The sequence below is a fragment of the Paeniglutamicibacter sp. NPDC091659 genome (genome assembly GCF_044756805.1).
In the GTDB taxonomy this organism is placed as follows: Bacteria; Actinomycetota; Actinomycetes; order Actinomycetales; family Micrococcaceae; genus Paeniglutamicibacter.
The window spans coordinates 1-21,873 of the sequence record NZ_JBIVTO010000020.1 but is presented as its reverse complement, the minus strand read 5'-3'; the positions used below and the strand labels follow the sequence as shown (position 1 = coordinate 21,873).

At 65.3% G+C, this 21,873-nt stretch carries 19 protein-coding genes and 1 tRNA gene; 16 read left to right on the top strand and 4 right to left on the bottom strand.

Features of this window, described 5'->3' with window-relative positions; all coding sequences use genetic code 11:
* Positions 1–70 precede the first annotated feature (70 nt).
* Positions 71–1,087, top strand: coding sequence for a LacI family DNA-binding transcriptional regulator (locus ACIQLF_RS21480; protein ID WP_400303172.1), 1,017 nt, complete (start codon positions 71–73; stop codon positions 1,085–1,087).
* A 169-nt stretch (positions 1,088–1,256) separates the two neighbouring features.
* Here ACIQLF_RS21480 and ACIQLF_RS21475 read toward each other — a convergent pair whose 3' ends face one another.
* Together ACIQLF_RS21475 and ACIQLF_RS21470 are read right to left on the bottom strand one after the other, a co-directional pair.
* Positions 1,257–1,970: a response regulator gene (locus ACIQLF_RS21475; RefSeq protein ID WP_400303169.1), complete on the bottom strand. Its 714-nt coding sequence runs from the start codon at positions 1,968–1,970 to the stop codon at positions 1,257–1,259.
* A gap of 81 nt (positions 1,971–2,051) precedes the next feature.
* A complete protein-coding gene (locus tag ACIQLF_RS21470; RefSeq protein WP_400303166.1) occupies positions 2,052–3,749 on the bottom strand; it encodes an ATP-binding protein in 1,698 nt (565 codons plus the stop codon).
* Positions 3,750–3,920: 171 nt separating this feature from the next.
* Here ACIQLF_RS21470 and ACIQLF_RS21465 point away from each other — a divergent pair, with 171 nt between their 5' ends.
* From ACIQLF_RS21465 to ACIQLF_RS21420, 10 genes are all read left to right on the top strand, one after another.
* Positions 3,921–5,237, top strand: a complete 1,317-nt coding sequence (locus ACIQLF_RS21465) for a cation:dicarboxylate symporter family transporter (RefSeq protein ID WP_400303163.1) — start codon at positions 3,921–3,923, stop codon at positions 5,235–5,237.
* A 250-nt stretch (positions 5,238–5,487) separates the two neighbouring features.
* Positions 5,488–6,384: a ParA family protein gene (locus tag ACIQLF_RS21460; protein ID WP_400303160.1), complete on the top strand. Its 897-nt coding sequence runs from the start codon at positions 5,488–5,490 to the stop codon at positions 6,382–6,384.
* On the top strand, positions 6,384–7,295 hold the full coding sequence (locus ACIQLF_RS21455) for a segregation and condensation protein A (RefSeq protein WP_400303158.1): 912 nt from the start codon (positions 6,384–6,386) through the stop codon (positions 7,293–7,295). Before ACIQLF_RS21460 ends, ACIQLF_RS21455 begins: the two co-directional genes overlap by 1 nt.
* The gene (gene scpB, locus ACIQLF_RS21450; protein WP_400303156.1) at positions 7,292–7,939 is read left to right on the top strand and encodes an SMC-Scp complex subunit ScpB; all 648 of its coding nucleotides are present in this window, start codon (positions 7,292–7,294) and stop codon (positions 7,937–7,939) included. Before ACIQLF_RS21455 ends, scpB begins: the two co-directional genes overlap by 4 nt.
* A gap of 36 nt (positions 7,940–7,975) precedes the next feature.
* A complete protein-coding gene (locus ACIQLF_RS21445; protein WP_400303154.1) occupies positions 7,976–9,049 on the top strand; it encodes a pseudouridine synthase in 1,074 nt (357 codons plus the stop codon).
* A 7-nt stretch (positions 9,050–9,056) separates the two neighbouring features.
* Positions 9,057–10,160, top strand: coding sequence for a prephenate dehydrogenase (locus tag ACIQLF_RS21440; RefSeq protein WP_400303151.1), 1,104 nt, complete (start codon positions 9,057–9,059; stop codon positions 10,158–10,160).
* Positions 10,160–10,825, top strand: coding sequence for a (d)CMP kinase (gene cmk / locus ACIQLF_RS21435; RefSeq protein ID WP_400303149.1), 666 nt, complete (start codon positions 10,160–10,162; stop codon positions 10,823–10,825). The genes ACIQLF_RS21440 and cmk overlap by 1 nt, the downstream gene beginning before the upstream one ends.
* A 130-nt stretch (positions 10,826–10,955) precedes the next feature.
* A complete protein-coding gene (gene der / locus ACIQLF_RS21430) occupies positions 10,956–12,491 on the top strand; it encodes a ribosome biogenesis GTPase Der (protein ID WP_400303146.1) in 1,536 nt (511 codons plus the stop codon).
* Between the two features lie 86 nt (positions 12,492–12,577).
* Positions 12,578–12,651, top strand: a tRNA-Pro gene (locus ACIQLF_RS21425).
* A gap of 1,296 nt (positions 12,652–13,947) precedes the next feature.
* Entirely contained in the window at positions 13,948–15,837 is a 1,890-nt protein-coding gene (locus ACIQLF_RS21420; RefSeq protein WP_400303143.1) for an FAD-binding monooxygenase, read from the top strand.
* Between the two features lie 128 nt (positions 15,838–15,965).
* On the opposite strand, the gene ACIQLF_RS21415 is transcribed toward ACIQLF_RS21420, so the two are convergent.
* Complete coding sequence (locus ACIQLF_RS21415; protein WP_400303140.1) at positions 15,966–16,676, bottom strand: hypothetical protein; 711 nt, start codon at positions 16,674–16,676, stop codon at positions 15,966–15,968.
* 170 nt (positions 16,677–16,846) lie between these two features.
* Between ACIQLF_RS21415 and ACIQLF_RS21410 the strand changes: the two genes are divergently transcribed.
* From ACIQLF_RS21410 to ACIQLF_RS21395, 4 genes are all read left to right on the top strand, one after another.
* Positions 16,847–17,311: an FHA domain-containing protein gene (locus ACIQLF_RS21410; protein WP_400303137.1), complete on the top strand. Its 465-nt coding sequence runs from the start codon at positions 16,847–16,849 to the stop codon at positions 17,309–17,311.
* A 12-nt stretch (positions 17,312–17,323) separates the two neighbouring features.
* Complete coding sequence (locus ACIQLF_RS21405; protein WP_400303135.1) at positions 17,324–18,073, top strand: MerR family transcriptional regulator; 750 nt, start codon at positions 17,324–17,326, stop codon at positions 18,071–18,073.
* A gap of 52 nt (positions 18,074–18,125) precedes the next feature.
* Positions 18,126–18,608 (top strand): bifunctional nuclease family protein, encoded by a 483-nt coding sequence (locus ACIQLF_RS21400; RefSeq protein ID WP_400303133.1) that lies wholly within the window; start codon positions 18,126–18,128, stop codon positions 18,606–18,608.
* 188 nt (positions 18,609–18,796) lie between these two features.
* Complete coding sequence (locus tag ACIQLF_RS21395) at positions 18,797–19,378, top strand: MerR family transcriptional regulator (RefSeq protein WP_400303130.1); 582 nt, start codon at positions 18,797–18,799, stop codon at positions 19,376–19,378.
* Between the two features lie 185 nt (positions 19,379–19,563).
* Here ACIQLF_RS21395 and ACIQLF_RS21390 read toward each other — a convergent pair whose 3' ends face one another.
* Positions 19,564–20,379 carry a ParA family protein gene (locus tag ACIQLF_RS21390; protein WP_400303189.1) on the bottom strand — a complete coding sequence of 272 codons (816 nt, stop codon included), beginning with the start codon at positions 20,377–20,379 and terminating at the stop codon, positions 19,564–19,566.
* A gap of 280 nt (positions 20,380–20,659) precedes the next feature.
* Between ACIQLF_RS21390 and ACIQLF_RS21385 the strand changes: the two genes are divergently transcribed.
* Positions 20,660–21,873, top strand: a 1,214-nt coding sequence (locus ACIQLF_RS21385) for a biotin carboxylase N-terminal domain-containing protein (RefSeq protein ID WP_400303127.1), incomplete at its 3' end; no start/stop codon positions are given.

The window sequence follows — 21,873 nt, the reverse complement described above, 5'->3', positions numbered from 1 at the left end:
AACGTTATACTCAATGGTGCGTCACGATAATTTTCGGCAACCAGCGCAGGGGAATGCGGAGGGAGTAAACATGTCTGCCGGCAAGGGCATTACGATCAGGGATGTTGCTCGGAAGGCTGGGGTTTCTGTTGCAGCAGTCTCACAAGCACTGAACGGCAAGGGTGCGCTCAGTGCCACAACGAGGGAACGTATCAAGGCGGTGGCCGACGACATGGACTACCAGGCAGATGCCCTGGCCCGCGGCCTGAAGAACTCGTCCATGGGAGTCGTTGGTTTGGTGGTTCGCTCTTTGGACGTGCTCGGCGACTACAACCCTCGCGGGGTGGATGTGTTCACGAGGATCGCCGGTGCCGTAGCTGCGGAAGCCCTCGAACGGGGAATGGGGTTGATGCTGGTCCCGGACCTCAGTCGCAAACCCGTACCGCCGATGGCGTTCTCACTTGATGGCTACATCGTGATGAATCCGCACATCAACGATCCTGTGGTGGAGCTGCTGGAACGTCGCCGAATTCCGTATGTGTGTTTGGGCCGCGATGTGGGGCGCCCGGAGTTCGTGCATTGGGTTTCGCAAGATGACAGATTGGCCACGGTTTCCGTGCTCGACGGGTTCCGGCGGGCAGGAGCCGGATCTGTTGCCTTCGTGGGAGGAACTGACCAGAACGCGTGGAATCTCGATAGCGAGGATGCGTATCTTCAGTGGACCTTGAAGCACGGGATCGAGCAGCGGATCTATCGCGTGGCGGAGCGTGCAGGCGCCGACGGTGGGCGAACAGTAGCTACCCAAGTCATTGCCGATGGTGTTCCGGACGCGGTCTTCTGCCTCACCGGTCGCCACGCGTCAGGCGTGCTCGACGCCCTCCTGGCGCATGGCATTTCAGTGCCCGGCGATGTCGTTATCGCCGCCGGTTCCGATTCCGAGCAAGCGAGAAACAGCATTCCCGCGATCTCGGCCATCGAAATGGTCCCCGGTCCTGCCGCTGCCGGTTTGATGGAGATGCTCCATGCGATTCTCGAAGGACAGGCACCGGTCCAGCCACATTTCTTGGAAACCTGCTATCGGCCTCGATCCTCTACGTTCGATCGGTGATTCCGCGGGACCGAAGCAGTTCCCTGCATTGTGTCTTCTTCGCCCCGGACGCAGGGGCCGGCAACCCGCGAAGGGACTTGCCGCTCGCAGAGTTCCAACTTCGGCCGGCCGTCCTGACGCGCTCCCGAAGGTTTCGCGCTCGCCGACGGGATTTCCGTGGGCCGGGGAACTAGCCCTTGGGGCGCCAGCGGTACTCGTACTCCGGACGCCCGCGGGTGCCGTGGCGCGGGGCCTTCGAGGCCTGGTTCGTTTCGGCCAGATGTTCCAGATAGCGCCTTGCCGTCACCCGTGAAAGGTCGAGGACCTCCGAGACCTCGGTGGCGGAGAGCGCCCCGGTGGCGGCCTTCAGCGTTTCCCCGATGGAGGCCAGCGTTTCGGCGATCAGGCCCTTGGGCAGGGGAGCGGGGCCCACGGAACGCAGCGCGGCAAACGCGTTGTCGATGGAGGCCTGCGAGGCGGAGGTCCCGGCGGTGCCCAGGTTCAGGCGGAACTCGCGGTAGTTGGAGAGCTTCTCGCTGAACGCCGCGAAGCTGAACGGCTTGATCAGGTACTGCGTCACCCCGGTGGCGATGGCCGTGCGCACCACGTTCAGGTCGCGGATCGCGGTGATGGCAATGATGTCGACGGTGTCTCCCTTGCCGCGCACCCGCCGTGCGACATCCAGCCCGTGCAGGTCCGGCAGGTTCATGTCCAGCAACACCAGGTCGATGGGGGTTCCCTCGGCGGCGGCCCGGCTCAGCTCCGCGAACGCCTCCGCACCGTTGTGGGCGATCGCGTGCACGGTGAAGCCCGGGACGCGGGCCACGAAGCTGGCGTGCGCGCTGGCGGTGGTGATCTCGTCATCCACCACCAGGACGCGGAGGGTCCTGTTCGGTGTATCCATTGACGCGAGCCGGTCCTTTCTGGTCACGGTTCTTGGGGGCTTTCAATCAAACCTGCGGGCGTTGGAGCCCGGCGCACCATTCTAGTGTGGATTGCCCGCACCGCCCCGGGATGGCAGCGGGATGGTCACGGTGAAGATCGCGCCGGCATCGTTGTCCACCTCAAGTGTTCCGCCGAGCCTGGACACCGCCTGCCTGACCAGCGCCAGTCCGAGCCCGCGCGACCCGCTGCCGGGGACCACGGGCTTGGAGGAAACTCCCATCCGGAAGAATTCCTCGATCAGGTCGGTGTCCAACCCCGGCCCGGAATCGGCGATCGAAATCACCACGGATTCGGGGTCGGCGGCGAAATCCGCCCATACCCGGCGGAGCTCGGAGCCCGCCGCGGCGTCGAAGGCGTTGTCCAGCAGGTTCCCGGTGATGGTCACCAGGTCCCGTGCGTCCAGCGCCCCGGCCGGCAACACCCCGGAGGCGCTCATGGTGAGCGTGATGCCGCGTTCGTGGGCCTGGGCGGCCTTGCCCACCAGCAGTGAGGTCAGGTAGGGCTCGTCGATGGCCTGCACGAAGTCATCGGTGAGCCGCTGGGATTCCTGGCGGTCGGCCACCGCGAACTCGAGGGCCTCGCGTTCTCTGCCCAGTTCGATGAGCGTGGCCACGGTGTGCAGGCGGTTTGCGTGTTCGTGGGTCTGGGCGCGCAGGGCCTCGGCCAGCGTGGTGAGGGATTCGAGTTCGCCGGTCAGTGCCTGGACCTCGGTGCGGTCGCGCAGCGTGGCAACGGTGCCCAGGGAAGATTCGACGGCCTTGCGGCGCAGCGGCCACCGAACGCGCGAGGACTCGACGGCATCCGGCTGTTCCGCCCGTTGCTGCGAAATGACAAGCACCCGGTCGGTGGTCAGGTGGATCTCGTCGGTTGCCCGGCGGCCGGAGGCAAAAAGCCCGGCCACGGTTTCGGGCAGGCCCACCTTGTCCACCGGCAGCGGGCGCAGGGTCCCGGCCGGCGGCAACCCCAACAGCCGGGCGGCCTGGTCGTTGTAGAGCACCAGCCGGCCCTTGGCGTCGACAAGCACCAGGCCCTCGCGCACCGAGTGCAGGGCGGAGAAGTAGTAGGCGTAGAGCCGGCGCAGCTCTTCGGGCCCGTAGCCGAGGGTGGCGCGGTGCAGGTAGCGGCTCAGCGCGTAGGCAAAGAGCGCGCCGAGCCCCAACGCCAGGGCGCCGGTGCCGATGATCGCCGGAACCATCGCCGCCTGGGTGATGCTGAGGTTCTGCAGCGTCACGCCCACGGCAACCAACGCCGTGATCCGGCCTTCCGCGTTGCGGACCGGGACGATGGCGCGCACCGATTCGCCCAGGGTGCCGCGGTAGTCCTCCACGTGGCTTTGCCCCGCCAGGGCCTGGGACACGCTGCCCACGTAGGGCTTGCCCAGCTCTGCGGGATTCGGGTGCGTGTAGCGCGTCCGGTCGGTGTCCATGATGGTGACGAAGTCGACGGCGGCCGTGCCCACGATCGAATCGGCGAAGGGCTGCAGCCGTAGCGAGGGATCGGGCTGCTCCACCGCGGATACCACGAACGGGTCGTGCGCCAGGGTCTCGGCCACCGAGAGCACCCGCTTGGCGGAGAAGTCGTGGGCCTGGGTGCGGGCATTGACGTAGCTGGCGGCGCTGATCAACAGCACGACGAGGGTCACCAGGCCGATCTGAGCCATGAGGATCCGGGCGGCAAGGGAAAGCGAGCGGGGCCTCTCGCCTGCGGCGTGCGGCGACGCCCCGTGAATTCGTGGCATGGCCACCTCCTGGGTCTGCTCCATTAACGCACGGTTGCGGTTTCCGGGGCTGCCCGGCCGTGAACAATATGAACACAAGCGAGATCCCCGTCACGTGTGGCAGCACCATGGAAGCAGCCCCGGAACCCACCGGGCACCCGCAGCCCCAAAAACTTCCAAAGGAGTCAGCGCATGGCAACGTCGCCAGCATCGACAGGCGTTCTTGATCCGGAGCCGATCAGCCCCGAACAGCCGCCGGTCAAGAAGGACCGCACGCATTGGCTCTACATCATGGTGATCATCGCGGTGGTTGCCGGCGCCACGATCGGCCTGGTGGCCCCGGAGCTCGGCAAGGCATTGAAGCCGCTGGGGACCGGGTTCGTGGCGCTGATCAAGATGATCATCGCCCCCGTCATCTTCTGCACCATCGTGCTGGGCATCGGCTCGATCGCCAAGGCGGCCACGGTGGGCAAGGTCGGCGGGCTGGCGCTGCTGTACTTCATCACCATGTCCACCTTCGCGCTGGCCATCGGACTGGTGGTGGGAAACCTGATCCACCCGGGCTCCGGCCTGAAGCTCCAGCCGTACGAGGGCGCCGCGGGCGGCAGCGAAAACGCCACCGTGAAGTTCCTGCTGGAACTGATCCCGGGCGACATCCCCGTGCTGCCGACCTTGGTGCTGGCCCTCTTCGTGGGCTTCGCCCTGCAGTCCATGGGCAAGAGCGGCGAGCCGGTGCTGGGCGCCATCAAGAACATCCAGGCCGTCGTCTTCCGCATCATGATGATGATCATGTGGGCCGCACCGATCGGCGCCTTCGGTGCCATCGCCGCCGTGGTCGGCGCGACCGGCTGGGCCGCCATCGGCTCCATGGCGATCCTCATGGGAGCCTTCTACGCCACCTGCGCGCTGTTCATCGTGGTCATCCTCGGCTCGCTGCTGCGCGCCGTCACCGGCCTGAACATCTTCTCGCTGATGAAGTACCTGGCCCGCGAATACCTGCTGATCTTCTCCACGTCATCGTCCGAATCGGCGCTGCCGCGACTGATCGCCAAGATGGAACACGCGGGCGTCTCCAAGCCGGTCGTCGGCATCACCGTGCCCACCGGCTACTCCTTCAACCTCGACGGCACCGCCATCTACCTGACCATGAGCGCGCTGTTCGTCTCCACCGCGATGGGCATGCCGATGAACCTCGGCGAGCAGGTCTCCCTGCTGGTCTTCATGATCGTCGCCTCCAAGGGCGCCGCCGGCGTCACCGGCGCCGGCCTGGCCACGCTGGCAGCGGGCCTGCAGTCGCACCGCCCGGAGCTGCTCGACGGCATGGGCGTGATCGTGGGCATCGACAAGTTCATGTCCGAGGCTCGCGCACTGACCAACTTCACCGGCAACGCCGTGGCCACCCTGCTGATCGGCAAGTGGACCCGGGAGATCGACATGGACCAGGCCCGCGCCGTGCTGGCGGGGGACCGTCCATTCGACGAGCTTTCGCTGACCGAGAACGGGCACTAGGACCCGTTCGCGGCGGAACACCGCCGGGCCGCAACAGTCAGTCATCGCGTTCACCCTCGTGGGCGCGATGACTGTACGGTTTAACGCTGGAGCCGGTTTAAAACCGGCAGACACCATAAACCTTGGACTTCAGCTTTAAGGTAAAGGCTCGCCGTACGCGGGCCAACGTGTCCGGAGCACACCGGTGCAACCGATACCCTTAAGACGATAGTCATCAATTCCCACAACGAACGGAAGCGTGGTTAATACCGTGAGCGAGGAACAGGGCAGCAAGCCCCGGGGCGTAGGACTGCTCAAGGAACCGACCCCCCTGGGTCCCACGGGTCGCCCGCAGACTGAATTCCCCGAGCCGGGATCCCTGGATTCCCACGGCCCGGCCCGCGTCATCGCCATGGTGAACCAGAAGGGCGGGGTTGGCAAGACCACCTCCACCATCAACCTTGCCGCGGCCCTGGCCGAATACGGACGCAAGGTGCTGCTCGTCGACTTCGACCCGCAGGGAGCGCTCTCCGCAGGCTTCGGCACCAACCCGCACGAACTCGACGTCACCGTCTACAACGTGCTGATGGACCGCAAGACCGACATCCGCGACGCGATCATCACCACCGACGTCCCGAACGTCGACCTGTTGCCTGCCAACATCGACCTGTCGGCCGCCGAGGTCCAGCTGGTCAACGAGGTTGCCCGCGAGCAGGTGCTTGAACGCGCGCTGCGTTCGGTGACCGACGACTACGACATCGTGCTGATCGACTGCCAGCCCTCGCTGGGCCTGCTCACGGTCAACGCGCTGACCGCCGCGCACGGCGTGATCATCCCGCTCACCGCCGAGTTCTTCGCCCTGCGCGCCGTGGCGCTGCTGGTCGAGACCATCGAAAAGGTGCAGGACCGCCTGAACCCGGCCCTGCAGATCGACGGCGTGCTGGCCACCATGTACGACCCGCGCACCCTGCACGGACGCGAAGTCGTGGGCCGCCTGGTGGAAGCCTTCGGGGACACCGTCTTCGAGACGGTCATCCGGCGCACCATCAAGTTCGCCGACGCCAACGTCGCCGCCGAACCCATCACCACCTATGCGACAAACCACCCGGGTGCAGAGGCCTACCGCCAGCTGGCCAAGGAACTCATTTCCCGTGGCGGCGCCCCGTAATGACGGCAACCGCCGTCCTCCCAGCCACCGCGCCGACCGTCGAAGACGACTCGGCCGGTGGCTTTCAGGTTCGGCTGGAAAACTTTTCCGGCCCCTTCGACCTTTTGCTCTCGCTGATCGCCAAGCGCGAACTGGACATCACCCAGATCGCGATGGCCGAGGTGACCGACGAATTCATCGGATACCTGAAGGTCCTGCGCACCCGCCCCGGCTCCAAGGCGCTGGACGAGACCACCGAGTTCCTCGTCGTCGCCTCGACCCTGCTGGACCTGAAGGCCGCACGTCTGCTGCCCCGCAACGAGAACGACAACGACGAAGACATGGCGCTGCTCGAGGCCCGCGACCTGCTCTTCGCCCGACTGCTGCAGTACAAGGCCTTCAAGCACGCCGCCGGATGGATCTCCGAACGGCTCGAGGACGAGGCCGAAAGCTTCCCCCGCCAGGCCGGGCTCGAGGCGCACTTCGCCGCGCTGCTGCCGGAGTTGGTCTTCAAGACGACGCCGGAAATGCTTGCGCAGCTGGCGCTGACCGCCCTGGCACCCAAGGAAGCGGCGGCGCCGGCCGAGGTCGGCGTGGCACACCTGCACGGGGGAGCGGTGAGCGTGCGCGAACAGGCAGGCATCCTGGCCCTCATGCTGCAGGAAAGCCGGACGCTGAGCTTCGGCGAGCTCACCGCTGACGCCGACAGCCACCTGGTGGTCGTGGCACGGTTCCTGGCGCTGCTGGAAATGTACAGGGAACGGGTCGTTTCGTTCTCGCAAAATGCGCCCTTGGACACATTGCAGGTGACCTGGTCCGAAACGGCGGAGGACTGGAACGCGGTGAACCTGCACGAGGAATACGAGGCCGCGGCGGCAGCGAACGCCGCAGGCACAACGACAACAACCAGCGAGGGGGAGCCCGAGGCATGAGCGAGACAAACACCGGGGTTCCGGCCCCAACGCCACCGGACCGGGCAACGCCTGCGGCAGAAGCAACGGGCGCGGCCGTCGACGATTTGCCCGGCGGGCTTGCCGCGGGCATCGAATCCATTCTGATGGTCATCGACGAGCCGGTCGGCGCCGGTCGGCTGGCCGAGGTGCTGGAGGTCGGTGAGGAACGCGTCACAGCGGCCCTGCACGGGCTTCGGGCACAGTATGATGGAGGGGATACACCGCGCGGTTTTGAGCTGCGCGAATTGGCCGGAGGATGGCGCATCTTCTCCCGACGTGATTTTGCTCCCTTTGTTTCACGCTTCGTCATCGACGGCCAAACGGCAAGACTAACCCAGGCTGCCCTGGAGACTTTGGCAGTAATCGCCTACCGGCAACCCGTTTCACGCGGGCGGGTCGCGGCGATTCGTGGGGTTAATGTCGATTCAGTGGTGCGCACCCTACTCACGCGCGGACTGATCCACGAGGCACCCGATGAGGGTGAAAGTGGTGCCACGTTGTATCAGACCACCTCGTATTTTCTGGAAAGATTGGGGCTGGGCAGCGTTTCGGAGCTGCCCATGCTTTCCCCGCATCTCCCAGGAGTGGGCGACATTGACGAATTTGACGTTGATTTGCCCTAGCAATTCGGCGAACCACGAAACAACATAAGGACAGACATGACCCAGGGATCGCGCTCAGGCCGCGGCAACCAGCGCCCACAAGGCTCGGGCTCCGGCAACGGCAATGGCCGCGGCCGAGGAGCAGCCGGCGCAGGCCGCTCGAACTCCAACCCGCGCTCGGGCTCCGAACGCGGCGGCGAATCCACCTCGGGTTCATGGTCCAAGACCCACGGCGGCCCCAAGCAGGGCAAGAAGCCGGGAACCGGCGGCTCCGGCGCCAAGAAGTACGCGGGCCCCAAGGCCTTCGGCAAGGAACGCTTCGGCCAGAACCTCGGCCCGGTCAATGCCGACCGCCCCAACAAGCCGACCCAGCGCGAGCGCGCCCAGGCCGCACACTCGGATCTCGAGGGCGTGCGCCTGCAGAAGGTCATGGCCAACGCCGGCGTGGCATCCCGCCGCGTCTGCGAGGAAATGATTGCCGGAGGCCGCGTTGAGGTCAACGGCTCCCTGGTCGTCGAGCCGGGCGTCCGCATCGACCCCGAGCGCGACACCGTGCACGTGGACGGCATGCGCCTGCAGCTGAACGAGGAGATGAAGTACTTCGTCTTCAACAAGCCGCGCAACGTCGTCTCCACCATGGAGGACCCGGAAGGCCGCAAGTGCATTTCCGACTTCATCCGCAAGCAGGGCCAGCAGCGCCTCTTCCACGTGGGACGCCTCGACTTCCAGACCGAGGGCCTGCTGATCCTCACCAACGACGGCGAGATGGCCAACCGCCTTTCGCACCCGTCCTACGAGGTCCCCAAGACCTACCTGGTGCAGGTCCGCGGCCCGATGGCCAACGGCATCGGCGCCCAGATGAAGAAGGGCATCAAGCTCGAAGACGGCTGGGCCTCCGTGGACTCCTTCCGCCTGATCGACTCGACCCCGGGCTACCTGCTCATCGAGGTCGTCCTGCACTCGGGACGCAACCGCATCGTGCGCCGCCTCTTTGACGCGGTCGGCCACCCGGTGACCCGCCTCGTGCGCGTCCAGGTCGGCCCGATCCGCCTGGGCGACCAGAAGCAGGGCACCATCCGCCCCCTGGGCAACCAGGAAGTCGGACACCTGCTCGCACTGGTGGGGATGTAACAAGACGATGCCCACCACGCACCTGGCCGGACCAATCTTGGTCATCGGGACCGGGCTGCTGGGCACCAGCGTTGGGCTGGGGCTTAGTCAGCGCGGCCTGAACGTATGGCTTTCCGACCCCTCGCCCAGCGCGCAAACCGTGGCGCAGGACATCGGCGCGGGCACCATCCTCACCCCCGGGCGCCCGCTGGCCCCGGAGCTGGTGGTGGTTGGCGCGCCGCCGGACGTCTCGGCGCAGGTCGTCGTCCAGGCACTCCTGGACTACCCGATGGCCACCGTGGTGGACATCGCCAGCGTCAAGGAGTCGATCCTTGAGGCGGTGCGTGCGGACCCGCGCATCACCGATGCGCACCTGGCCCGCTACGTGGGCACCCACCCGATGGCGGGGCGCGAGAAATCGGGCCCGGCTGCGGCGCGCGGCGAGCTGTTCACCTCGATGCCGTGGGTGGTGTGTGCGCACACCGGAACCCGCGGGGAATCGGTGAAGACCGCCGAGGCCCTGGCCATCGACCTGGGCGCGACGGTGTCGCGGATGAACGCGCAGGACCACGATTCGTCCGTCGCGTTGATCTCGCACTTCCCGCAGGTGGCCTCCTCGTTGATCGCCTCGCGGCTGCTGAACGCTCCCGGGCATTCGCTCGCACTGGCCGGCAACGGCCTGCGCGACACCACCCGGATCGCGGCCAGCGACCCGAAGCTGTGGATCCAGATCCTCAGCCACAACGCCAACGCGCTGGTGCCCATCCTGCGCGGCATGCACGAGGACCTCGAACGCCTGATCGGCACCCTCGAGGACCCGACGGCACCCGGCGCGCTGCTTGACCTCGCCCAGCTGATGGGGGAGGGCAACGCAGGTCAGGCCCGGATCCCGGGCAAGCACGGCGCGCCTCCGCAGGCCTTTGCCCTGGTCACCATCGTGGTGCAGGACAGGCCTGGCCAGGTCGCCAAGCTGTTGGTGGACATCGGCGATGCGGGCATCAACGTCGAGGACGTCCGCGTCGAGCACTCGGCCGGACACCAGGTGGGCCTGGTCGACGTCTCGGTGATCCCGGGCCGTCGCGAAGAATTGATCACAGTGCTCAGCGCACTTGGCTGGAAGGTTGTGCAGTAATGCAGAAAATCGTTGTTGCGGTCGACGGCCCCTCGGGCAGCGGCAAGTCATCGGTCTCCAAGGAGGCCGCGCGCCGGCTGGACGCCGCGTACCTGGACACCGGTGCCATGTACCGCGCGGTGACCTGGCACGCGCTTGACGCGGGCACCGACCTGACCGACGCGGAGGCGGTTGCCGCAGCCGTCAAGGCGGCGGACCTGTTCATCTCCACCGACCCGGACGTCGAGCTGGTCAAGATCCACGGCACCGACGTGACCGAGGCGATCCGCGAGCCGTTCGTCTCGGAGGCGGTCTCCGCCGTGGCCACCAACCTGGAGGCCCGCAAGGAGCTTGTGGCGCGCCAGCGCGCCATCATCGAGGCGCACGAGCGCATCGTGGCCGAGGGACGGGACATCACCACCGTGGTGGCCCCGGACGCCGACGCACGCATCCTGCTCACCGCCTCCGAGGAGGCGCGCCTGCGCCGCCGCGGCATCCAGCTGGGCGGCACGCAGTCCGCGGCCGAGCTGGAGGCACAGGTCCTGGCGCGCGACGCCAAGGACTCCACGGTCGTGAACTTCCAGGTCGCGGCCGACGGCGTCGCAACCGTGGATTCCTCGGACCTGGACTTCGAGGAAACCGTCACCGCGGTGCTTGCTGCCATCACGGCACAGGCCCGCTCCTAGCACCACACCCCGTCCGGGGGTTTCCCGGACCGCTTCCCCGCACCGGCCCAATCGCCGATGCGGGGCACATGCTTAAATGGATACTGGCTTCCGCGTTTGGTGGAGGCACGCAACGCAAAGGAACCGCACCATGAGTGAGAGCCTGCTAACGGGAGACGGCGAAGAGTACGTCCCCGTCAACGACGACCACATTGCCGACCGCCTGGCCGAAATCAGCGAGGAAGAAGCGGAGCAGCGCGCCAACGTGCTCCTCTCCGGCCTCGAGGACTACGAGCTTGACCCGGAGGACGCGGAACTTCTCGCGCGCCTGGGCGATGACTACGACGACGACGCCGACGAGGTCATCCCGCCGGTGCTGGCCATCATCGGCCGACCCAACGTGGGCAAGTCCACGCTGGTCAACCGCATCCTGGGCCGCCGCGAGGCCGTCGTGGAAGACGTCCCGGGCGTGACCCGCGACCGCGTCTCCTACCAGGCCGAATGGAACGGCCGGAACTTCACGGTCGTTGACACCGGCGGCTGGGAGCACGACGCCAAGGGCATCCACGCCCGAGTGGCCGAGCAGGCTGAAGTCGCCGCGGACATCGCCGACGTCATCCTCTTCGTGGTCGACTCGCGCGTTGGCGCCACCGCCACCGACGAGGCCGTCGTGAAGATGCTGCGCCGGAAGAAGAAGCCTGTCCTGCTTGTCGCCAACAAGGTCGACGACGCAAACCAGGAAGCCGACGCCTCGTTCCTCTGGGGCCTTGGTTTCGGCCAGCCCTGGCCGGTCTCGGCCCTGCACGGCCGCGGCGCGGCCGACCTGCTTGACGAAGTCGTCACCAAGCTTCCCGAGTACTCCGCCTTCGGCGGCATCATCCCGCGCGGCGGCCCCCGCCGCGTCGCGCTGATTGGCCGCCCGAACGTCGGCAAGTCCTCGCTGCTGAACAAGATGGCCGGTTCCGAGCGCGTTGTCGTTGACAACATGGCTGGCACCACCCGCGACCCGGTCGATGAGCTCGTGGAGCTCGGCGGCGAGGTCTGGCGCTTCGTTGACACCGCAGGCATCCGCCGCCGCCAGCACATGGCGCAGGGCTCTGACTACTACGCTTCGCTGCGTACCCAGGCCGCCCTGGAAAAGGCCGAGGTTGCCGTAGTGCTCCTGGCCGTCGACGAGGTGCTCTCGGAGCAGGACGTCCGCATCCTGCAGATGGCCATCGACTCCGGCCGTTCCCTGGTCCTCGCCTTCAACAAGTGGGACCTGATGGACGACGATCGTCGCCGCTACCTCGAGCGCGAGATCGAAATGGACCTGGCGCACGTCGAGTGGGCACCTCGCGTGAACATCTCGGCGAAGACCGGCTGGCACAAGGACAAGCTCGTTCCTGCCCTGCACACGGCCCTGGAATCCTGGGACAAGCGCATCTCCACCGGCAAGCTCAACGCCTTCCTGGGCGAGCTTGTGGCGGCCCACCCGCACCCGCTGCGCGGCGGCAAGCAGCCGCGCATCCTGTTCGGTACCCAGGTGTCTTCGCGACCACCTCGCTTTGTGCTCTTCACCACAGGTTTCTTGGATCCAGGCTACCGCCGATTCATTACTCGCCGCCTGCGCGAGACCTTCGGATTCGAAGGAACCCCCCTTGAAGTTGCCATGCGAGTGCGCGAAAAGCGTCAGCGTACAAAGTAGTCCGAAATATAGGGTAGGGTTATCTCGGAGCTTTTCGCAGACGGCACCCGCACGAAAGTGATCGGGAGAACGGCTGCGAAAGCAACCGGGCTATGGCGCAGCTTGGTAGCGCGCCTGACTGGGGGTCAGGAGGCCGTGGGTTCGAATCCCGCTAGCCCGACCGGTTGAAACCCCGGCAGTTCAACGAATCATCGTTGAACTGCCGGGGTTTTTTCATGCCCGAAAACATTTTTTTTGCAGCCCGACGTAGCTCCGAGGGGGCGATTCCCTGCCCGTGCTCATTGCGCATGGATTGACCACGGAATTTTGATGCCCCGCCGAGATGGTGGGGAGACCCGTGTTGCAATTCAACGGGCCGTGGCCTAGACGTGAAACGGCCTCCGCCCAATCTGGGGGGAGGGTTCAGAGTCCGTTGGGTTCGAGGGCGCTCGTTTTCCCTCGGGGTTCTAGGCTGTGCCGTGGGCGTATTCGCCAACCTGCTTGGTGTGTGGCTTTTGCCGTCGGCTGACTCTTGAATCCCAGAGTCCCACTGACCTTTCCAACACCCTCCTCGGCCTTGATGGCCACTTCCTGAGTCTTGTTGCGGATCCTGTATCCGAGTCCCGTGAAAGTTTCCTTTTGAGGATCCGGCTTACCTCTTCGACCTTGGGAAGGTTTCCTGTACATTCACTGGCATCGAGTGATTTGTTGTCGTGATTCGCCGTGGCTGCCTATGCGTCAGGGCGAATCCTTCGGAGCTATTGCCGCGTGCGGCAATTCGGCATTCAACCTTATGAACAATTCGGCATGTGGGGTTTCCATGACAGTGCTTGAAGGACAAATACTCTTGGCCATGGTTGGCATGATGCTAGCTGTGTTGGCTTTCTCGGTTCTGGGCCAACGTTGGGCGAATCATCTTGATCGATTGGCGCGGGAGACGGAGCTGGGGCGGAAGCGCGGAGCTGCTTCAGGTCCTGAAATCGCAAGAATTTTCCCGGAGGTGTCGGGCCCCTGATGGGCGCGCCAGGAAGTGCACTGCCTGAACTCCGCGATGCCTGACCGGCCAGCTGAGGGTGGCATCCCTCCAACCTGATCGCCGAAAGCCCGGGCGGTTCACCGAAGACTTGGTGAACCGCCCGGATTTTCCGTGTCCAGGGCAAGACGGCTCTTTGTTGCGCTGCAGAGCCTGCGCGTCATCTGGCCGGGCAAAACGCGCCCCGTGGCGCAAATGGGTTGGCGTCCGACTGTTCGTGGCCACTTCGCCCCGCTCGCAGGCACAGCGAATGCGCCGGCCTACGGCTCGTATCCGCGATTCCGTTCACATCTCAATATGCGCTGCGTCATGCACCTTTGTGAGTGGACTCACTTCCGGTTATGCTTAGTGTGCGATATTAGAATTCAGTGTTCTATTATAGAACACATCGAAACGATGATGACCGAAGTGACTGAATCGTTCACAGAGAAGTGAGGAAAACCAGTGCAGTTCCACCACAACGGGTACGTTTCCGGAAACCCGCTCACCCAGCCGCCTGCGGGTGTTGGCATCGACCGCCCAGAGGAACTTCCCGACGAGGTGGACGTCCTGATCGTCGGCTCCGGCCCGGCCGGCATGATCGCCGCAGCCCAGCTGTCCCAGTTCCCGGGTGTTACCACCCGCATCGTCGAACGCCGCCCCGGCCGCCTCGAAATCGGCCAGGCCGACGGCATCCAGGCCCGCAGCGTGGAAACCTTCCAGGCCTTCGGCTTCGCCAAGCGCATCAGCGAAGAGGCGTACCACATCACCGAAACCGCATTCTGGAAGCCGAACCCCGAGGATCCCTCGAAGATCTACCGTGCGGCCCGCACCGCGGACGACCCGCACGGCATCAGCGAGTTCCCGCACCTGATCGTGAACCAGGCCCGCGTGCTGGACTACTTTGCCGAGTTCATGCACAACGCGCCTACGCGCATGACTCCGGACTACGGATACGAATTCCGCACGCTGAGCGTCGACGACGAGGCCGAGTACCCGGTCACCGTGACCCTCGTGCACACCTCGGGCGAGCTCGAGGGCCAGGAACGCATCGTCAAGGCCAAATACGTCGTCGGCTCCGACGGAGCCCGCTCCAAGGTCCGCGAATCCATCGGCTGCACCATGTCCGGCGACAAGGCCAACCACGCCTGGGGCGTCATGGACGTCCTAGCCGTCACCGACTTCCCCGACATCCGCACCAAGTGCGCCATCCAGTCCGGCAACGGCGGCAGCATCCTGCACATCCCGCGCGAGGGCGGCTCGCTCTTCCGCATGTACGTCGACCTGGGCGAGGTAGCCCACAACGACAACGGCAACGTGCGCCACACCCCGCTGGACGAGATCATCGAGAAGGCCAACCAGATCCTGCACCCGTACACGCTCGACGTGAAATCGGTTGCCTGGCACAGCGTCTACGAGGTCGGCCACCGCCTCACCGACCGCTTCGATAACTTGAAGGACGGCGACTCGGAGGACCGCACCCCACGCGTCTTCATCACCGGCGACGCCTGCCACACGCACAGCGCCAAGGCCGGCCAGGGCATGAACGTGTCGATGCAGGACGGCTTCAACATCGGCTGGAAGCTCGGCCACGTGCTCGACGGCCGCAGCCCGGCCGAGCTGCTGCGCACCTACTCCGCCGAGCGCCAGGTGATCGCCAAGAACCTGATCGACTTCGACAAGCAGTGGTCGACCCTCATGGCCGCCAAGCCCGAGGAAATGGCCGACCCCGCCGAGCTGGAGCGCTTCTACGTGCAGACCGCCGAATTCCCGGCCGGCTTCATGACCGAGTACAAGCCCTCCATGCTGATCGGCGAGGCGACCCACCAGGAGCTCGCCACCGGGTTCCCTGTGGGCAAGCGCTTCAAGTCCTCGCCGGCGCTGCGCGTCTGCGATGCCAACCCGGTGCAGCTGGGCCACCACCACCGGGCCGACGGCCGCTGGCGCCTGTACGCCTTCGCCGACGCTGCGGCGCCGCAGGAGGCCTCGGCCTTGCGCGAATGGGCCGCCTGGCTGACCGAGTCGCCGGAATCCCCGCTGCTGAAGTACACCCCGGCCGGCACTGACATCGATTCCATGTTCGACGTCAAGGTCGTCTACCAGCAGGACTACACCGACGTGGACCTCGGGCAGGTCCCGGAGGCCTTCATGCCGCGCACCGGCGTGTTCGGCACCATCGACTACGAGAAGGTCTACGCAACCCTCGAGGGCGATGACATCTTCGAGAAGCGCGGCATCTCCCGCGACGGCGCCATCGTGGTGGTCCGCCCGGACCAGTACGTGGCAAACGTGCTGCCGCTGGGTGCCCGCGAGGAGCTCTCCAACTTCTTCGCTCCGATCCTCATCGAACGCTAGGCTCGTCCCGGAACCCAGCGCACCCCCCAGACAGCAGTGTCCCGGCGAATCCGATTCGCCGGGACACTGCTGTCTTGATGTTCTTGAGCCGGTTTCGGGCCCAGGTTGTTGGGCCCTTGCCGTTGGGCCTAGGACTGCGGGCTCGTCGGCGGCATTTCGTCGGCGGGATTGCCATCGGGGCCGCTGCCCGGGTCGCCGGCGGCGTCGCCCTGAGGACCGCTCACTTCAACACCCGTTGTCGCTCCCTGCGAGATTGCCGGTTTCGACCCGGCCGCGGCACGGGACTGCACCTCACGCCGAAGCGACTTGAGCTTGCGCCCGCGCGAACGCCACATGTGCCAAAAAGTTGCGATGCCGGCAAAGAGGAGCGCGCCGGCCGCCGCGCCGCCGATCGACCACGACGGGAACCAGATCGCCGAGGTGTCGATCATCAGCCTGGCCTTCTGCGCCGCGCCGGACGAGTTCAGGTAGATGCCCAAGGTGAGCAGGTTCGGCAGCGCCGCAAGGACCGCAACACCGATGATCGCCCACTTCCAGGGCCAGGAGATCTTCTTGTAGCGCGCCTGCCAGGCAATGACCAGCGGGACGAACGTGAAGGCAAACCCGTAGGTGAGGCCCAGCAGCAGTCCGCCGCTCAGCGAGCCTTGCGTTTGGTTGGCGATCCGGGTGGCCCACCAGACGGGCAGAAACAGGCGAATGAGCAGGAAAGCTGCCGCCAGCAGGGCGAGCCCCGCGGCGCCCAGGCCGATCCGCAGGCCCCAGCGGGGTTTCGTGGCCGTGGGGGATTGCGGCCGCAGCTCTGCCGCTGCCGTCGGTGCGGGGATATCTGAATCTGGCATGCGTGCATCATCCCATGCCGAAGCGGAAACGGCGGAGATTTGACGGCTCTCTTGCACGGAATCTCCAATGAACGCGAGTAGGCTAATCTGGTTGTAGACGCATTGCCCCAATGTGGGATGGGGCAGCGGCTACGGAGTCATTTGAGAAAGAATTTTTGGGAGGACTGGACATGGATGAAACTCGGGTGCCGAACCAGCAGCGCGAGACTTCGACCGAAACGACAGGCATCACCCTGCCGCCGGTGCAGCGCGAACCAGTCGTTTTCTATGCCCTGAGCCCCGAGGAGCGCGCAGCGGTTTCGGCCTTGCCCGCGGGTTCCGCCCTGCTCATTGCGCATTCCGGGCCAAACCAGGGTGCACGCTTCCTGCTGGATGAGGATGTCACGCAGGCCGGCCGCCACCCGCAGGCCGACGTGTTCCTTGACGACGTCACGGTCTCGCGCAAGCACGCACAATTCGTCCGCGACGCCAACGGCTTCACGGTCGTGGACTCCGGTTCGCTGAACGGCACGTACGTCAACAACGACCGTGTCGACTCGGTGCGCCTGGCCAACGGCGCAGAAGTGCAGATCGGAAAATTCCGCCTGACCTTCTACGTCGCGCTGCCGAACAACCCGGCCAACACGCACGACTAAGCAGGAATCTCTGTGAACCATGTAGCCCGGAACCCTCGACTGGCTGTCATCAGCGGCGATAACGCGCGCCCTGTTGCACTCAATATCGGCGAGGTGCTTTCGGAGCTGCATGGCGAATTCCCCCAGGTGACGGCTTCGAAGATCCGCTTTCTTGAGGAAAAGGGCCTGCTGACGCCGCAGCGCACTTCGGCCGGCTACCGCAAGTACCTGCCGGACGACGTGGGGCGGTTGCGCTTCATCCTGGGGCTGCAACGCGACCAGTACCTGCCGCTGAAGGTCATCAAGGACTACCTCGACGCCGTTGACAGGGGAGAGCGCCCCGAACAGCTGCCCGGTGGTCACACCTTGGCCCCGCGCAGCATCAGCGAGCAGATGACCCAGGACCTGGTCGCGCGCGCACGCCCCGTCACCAAGGCCGAGTTGCAGGGCCTTTGCGGCGCCAGCACCGAGCTCGTTGACGACCTGTTGTCTTTCGGGATGATCGTTCCCGAAAACGACCGTTTCGACGAGCATGCCCAGAAGATCACCGCGGCTTCCGCGGCGCTGGCCGCCCACGGGATCGAACCCCGGCACCTGCGCGCCTTCCGCGCCGCGGCCGATCGAGAGGTCGGCCTGGTGGAGCGCGCCGTTGCACCCCAGATGAGCAGGCGCGACGTCGCCTCCCGTGCACGGGCCGCCGAGACTGCCCGTGAAATAAGCGATGCCTGCATGGCGTTGCATGGTGCGTTGGTCAATGGTGCCATCGCCAAGCTGGACCACTAGGTCGACCGACTACGGTGACCCTCTCAGCAGGGATCACGCTAAGGAGCGAACCATGCATGAGCTTGAAGTTGTGGGAGTTCGCATCGAACTTCCCTCCAACCAACCCCTAGTCCTGCTCAAGGATGTCAATTCCAAGCGCCACCTGCCCATTTGGATCGGCGCCCCGGAAGCCTCGGCGATCGCCATGTTCCAGCAAGGAATCATCCCGCCGCGGCCGCTGACCCATGACTTGATGATTGCGACGCTGGAGTCACTCCACGCCCCGCTCCTGCGCGTGGAAATCGTCTCGGTGCTCAATGCGGTCTTCACCGCCGAGCTCGTGTTTGCCAACGATGTGCGGGTCGATGCCCGTTCCTCCGATGCCATTGCCTTGGCGCTGCGCGCGCAGTGCCCGATCATGTGCCACGACCACGTCCTGGACGAGGCCGGGGTGCTTGTCGCCGATGATCAGGACGCCGCCGAAGGCGAAGAGGACCAATTGCGGGAATTCCGCGAATTCCTCGAAGAGGTCGAGCCCGAAGATTTCGATAAATAGACGACCGTCGGCGACACGCTTCAAGTTTGCCTTGGAGGTCTTTGACGAAGCCCCTTTCAAGTCGTACCGTCGAAACATAAGTTCCCAAGGTTTGCCGACCGCGGACGCCGATTTCACTCGCAAGGAATCGTTCCACGCCATGAGCAACCCTCCCTCCCTTATGGGGATGCTTGAGCAAGGAGATTCCGATGAATCCCACAGATGATCAACGCGCAACTGAAATCCGGCCTGCCGCGTCGACCGGCAATACCCAAGGCCTTCTCTTCACCGAGGACCTGCCTGTGCTGGACGAAGATGCGGGCTACCGTGGCCCGATCGTCTGCAAGGCGGCTGGAATCACCTACCGCCAGCTGGATTACTGGGCCCGCACGGGCCTTGTTGAACCCGCGGTACGCATCGCCAAGGGCTCCGGTTCCCAGCGCCTCTATGGATTCCGCGACATCCTTGTTCTCAAGGTCGTTAAGCGCTTGCTGGACACTGGCGTGTCCCTGCAGCAGATCCGGACGGCCGTCGAGCACCTTCGCGAACGTGGAGTGGAGGACCTGGCGCAAATCACCCTCATGAGCGACGGTGCTTCGGTCTACGAATGCACCTCCGCGGACGAAGTCATTGATCTGGTCCAAGGCGGACAGGGCGTCTTCGGAATCGCCGTTGGCCGTGTCTGGCGCGAGGTGGAGGGTTCACTGGCGCAATTGCCGAGTGAGCGCGCCTCGGATTTTCCGGTAGATGAGCTGGCCCAGCGCCGGGCAGCGAAGCGAACGGCCAGCTGAGACGTCCCGATCGGCAGAATCTTCCCGACGGCCGGCAGGCCCGCACACCACCAGGTGTTCGAACCTGCCGGCCGTCTTGCCGACCGCTGCGACCCGGTGTTGCCCGGCGGCAACGAAAGAGCCGGCGCCCTGCTGGTTTCCCAGCCGGACGCCGGCTCTTCAATGAATAAGAGGCCAGAAATTGGCTACTTTGCGCGCATCTTCCCGGCATCGGAAATGTTGCGCAACAAGTCATCGAACAACTCCGCGGTCTTTCTGGCGGCCTTGCCCGGCCACTGGTGCACGGAATAGGCGGCACCCTGGATCTGCTGCCAGTCGGCGAACTCGGGCAATTCAGGGCTGAGCACCGCAGAGCCAAACATCGAACGCATTTCGGTGAGCCGGAAACGGTGCTCGTCCGATTCCTTGCGCACCCGGTTGATCACCACGTCGATCGGTCCCAAGTCCGGGGCGTATTCATTGCGGAACATTTCCAGGGCCCGCTGGGTGCGCTCGGTGCCGGCCACGGAGAACAGGCTCGGCTCGGCAACCAACAGCACGCGATCGCTCGCACTCCAAGCCATGCGGGTCAGCCCATTGAGGGATGGCGGGCAGTCGATGAGGACCAATGCATATCCGGAGGTGCGCGCAAGCAGCTGGGTCAATCGGCGCAAATCGCGTGCGCGCAGGTCCGGCCTGTCGTAAATGCCGGTGTAGGCATCACCGACTGCGACGTCCAGCACGGGAACGCGGGTGAGGGAACGCTTCGAAATTGCTTTGGCTTGCCACGCACTGGAAACGATGTTCTGGGACAAGTCCGTCTTGCGTGCATATTTCAGCATGCGGCCAATGGTCATCTTGCCGTCGGCACGGACGCCCAGACCGGTGCTGGCGTCAGCATGCGGATCCAGGTCGATGACGAGCGTGGGGATGCCAGCTGCCAGGGCGGCCGAAGCGAGCCCCAATGTAACGGAGGTTTTTCCTACGCCACCTTTAAGGCTGCTAATGCTCACTACCTGCACGGAACGGACCACGCCCTTTTCTACTGTCGATTTCCCATGATGCAACGATTGGTTCCCTTAATATCATAATCGGGTTCACGGGCCTTTGCCGCCACGGTTACCGCGTTGCGGTGAGACCACTGTTTCGTGCCCGGCGCAATCTTTTTGCTTTGGGTGCGCCAGGTCACGGTATGGTGTGACTTTGGGGGCCTGAAACCTTGGCTTCCACTCCGAAACCATGAGTTCAGACCCTCGAACCCGTGTGCTTAATTCACCCTTAATATCATTTTGCAGGAGCGCCATGTTTACGAAGATCTTGGTAGCCAACCGCGGTGAGATCGCGATCCGCGCCTTCCGGGCCGGTTACGAACTGGGCGCAAAGACTGTCGCCGTGTACCCGTACGAGGACCGCAACTCGATCCACCGCCAGAAGTCCGACGAGGCCTACCAGATTGGCGAGGAGGGCCACCCGGTCCGCGCCTACCTGGACGTTGCCGAGGTCATCCGCGTTGCGAAGGAAGCCGGCGCGGACGCCATCTACCCGGGCTATGGATTCCTCTCCGAGAACCCGGACCTGGCCCGTGCCGCGGCCGCCGAGGGCATCAAGTTCATCGGCCCCTCCGCGGAGGTGCTTGAGCTGGCCGGCAACAAGGTTGCCGCGCTGAAGGCCGCACGCGCCGCGGGCATCCCCGTGCTGCAGTCCTCCGAGCCGAGCGACGACGTCGAGTACCTGACCGCGGAGGCCGAGAAGATCGGCTTCCCGATCTTCGTCAAGGCCGTGGCCGGCGGCGGCGGGCGCGGCATGCGCCGCGTCGACACCCGCGACCAGCTCGCCGAGTCGCTCTCCGCGGCGATGCGCGAGGCCGGCAGCGCGTTCGGGGATCCCACGGTCTTCCTGGAACAGGCCGTCCTGCGTCCGCGCCACATCGAGGTCCAGATCCTGGCCGATGAGCACGGCAACATCGTGCACCTCTTCGAGCGCGACTGCTCGCTGCAGCGCCGCCACCAGAAGGTCATCGAGATCGCCCCGGCGCAGAACCTGGACGAGAACATCCGCCAGGCCCTGTACGCCGACGCCGTCAAGTTCGCCAAGGCCCTGGGCTACCAGAACGCCGGCACCGTCGAGTTCCTCGTGGACACCGTGGGGGAACGCAAGGGCCAGCACGTGTTCATCGAGATGAACCCGCGCATCCAGGTCGAGCACACCGTCACCGAGGAAATCACCGACGTCGACCTGGTGCAGGCGCAGATGCGCATTGCCGCGGGCGAGTCACTCGAGGACCTGGGCATCCGCCAGGAGGACCTGCAGATCCGCGGCGTCGCCCTGCAGTCCCGCATCACCACCGAGGACCCGGCCAACGGCTTCCGCCCGGACGTCGGCACCATCACGGTGTACCGCTCCGCCGGTGGCTCGGGCGTCCGGCTGGACGGCGGCACCATCTACACCGGTGCCGAGGTGTCCCCGCACTTCGACTCGATGCTGGTCAAGCTCACCTGCCGCGGACGGGACTACAA

What these genes read in the sequence shown, in the direction of transcription:
- ACIQLF_RS21440 (WP_400303151.1), top strand. Translation starts at nt 9,057, where the DNA reads ATGCCCACCACGCACCTGGCCGGACCAATCTTGGTCATCGGGACCGGG.
- der (WP_400303146.1), top strand. Translation starts at nt 10,956, where the DNA reads ATGAGTGAGAGCCTGCTAACGGGAGACGGCGAAGAGTACGTCCCCGTC.
- scpB (WP_400303156.1), top strand. Translation starts at nt 7,292, where the DNA reads ATGAGCGAGACAAACACCGGGGTTCCGGCCCCAACGCCACCGGACCGG.
- ACIQLF_RS21400 (WP_400303133.1), top strand. Translation starts at nt 18,126, where the DNA reads ATGCATGAGCTTGAAGTTGTGGGAGTTCGCATCGAACTTCCCTCCAAC.
- ACIQLF_RS21465 (WP_400303163.1), top strand. Translation starts at nt 3,921, where the DNA reads ATGGCAACGTCGCCAGCATCGACAGGCGTTCTTGATCCGGAGCCGATC.
- ACIQLF_RS21410 (WP_400303137.1), top strand. Translation starts at nt 16,847, where the DNA reads ATGGATGAAACTCGGGTGCCGAACCAGCAGCGCGAGACTTCGACCGAA.
- ACIQLF_RS21475 (WP_400303169.1), bottom strand. Translation starts at nt 1,970, where the DNA reads ATGGATACACCGAACAGGACCCTCCGCGTCCTGGTGGTGGATGACGAG.
- ACIQLF_RS21415 (WP_400303140.1), bottom strand. Translation starts at nt 16,676, where the DNA reads ATGCCAGATTCAGATATCCCCGCACCGACGGCAGCGGCAGAGCTGCGG.
- ACIQLF_RS21455 (WP_400303158.1), top strand. Translation starts at nt 6,384, where the DNA reads ATGACGGCAACCGCCGTCCTCCCAGCCACCGCGCCGACCGTCGAAGAC.
- cmk (WP_400303149.1), top strand. Translation starts at nt 10,160, where the DNA reads ATGCAGAAAATCGTTGTTGCGGTCGACGGCCCCTCGGGCAGCGGCAAG.
- ACIQLF_RS21470 (WP_400303166.1), bottom strand. Translation starts at nt 3,749, where the DNA reads ATGCCACGAATTCACGGGGCGTCGCCGCACGCCGCAGGCGAGAGGCCC.
- ACIQLF_RS21445 (WP_400303154.1), top strand. Translation starts at nt 7,976, where the DNA reads ATGACCCAGGGATCGCGCTCAGGCCGCGGCAACCAGCGCCCACAAGGC.
- ACIQLF_RS21395 (WP_400303130.1), top strand. Translation starts at nt 18,797, where the DNA reads ATGAATCCCACAGATGATCAACGCGCAACTGAAATCCGGCCTGCCGCG.
- ACIQLF_RS21480 (WP_400303172.1), top strand. Translation starts at nt 71, where the DNA reads ATGTCTGCCGGCAAGGGCATTACGATCAGGGATGTTGCTCGGAAGGCT.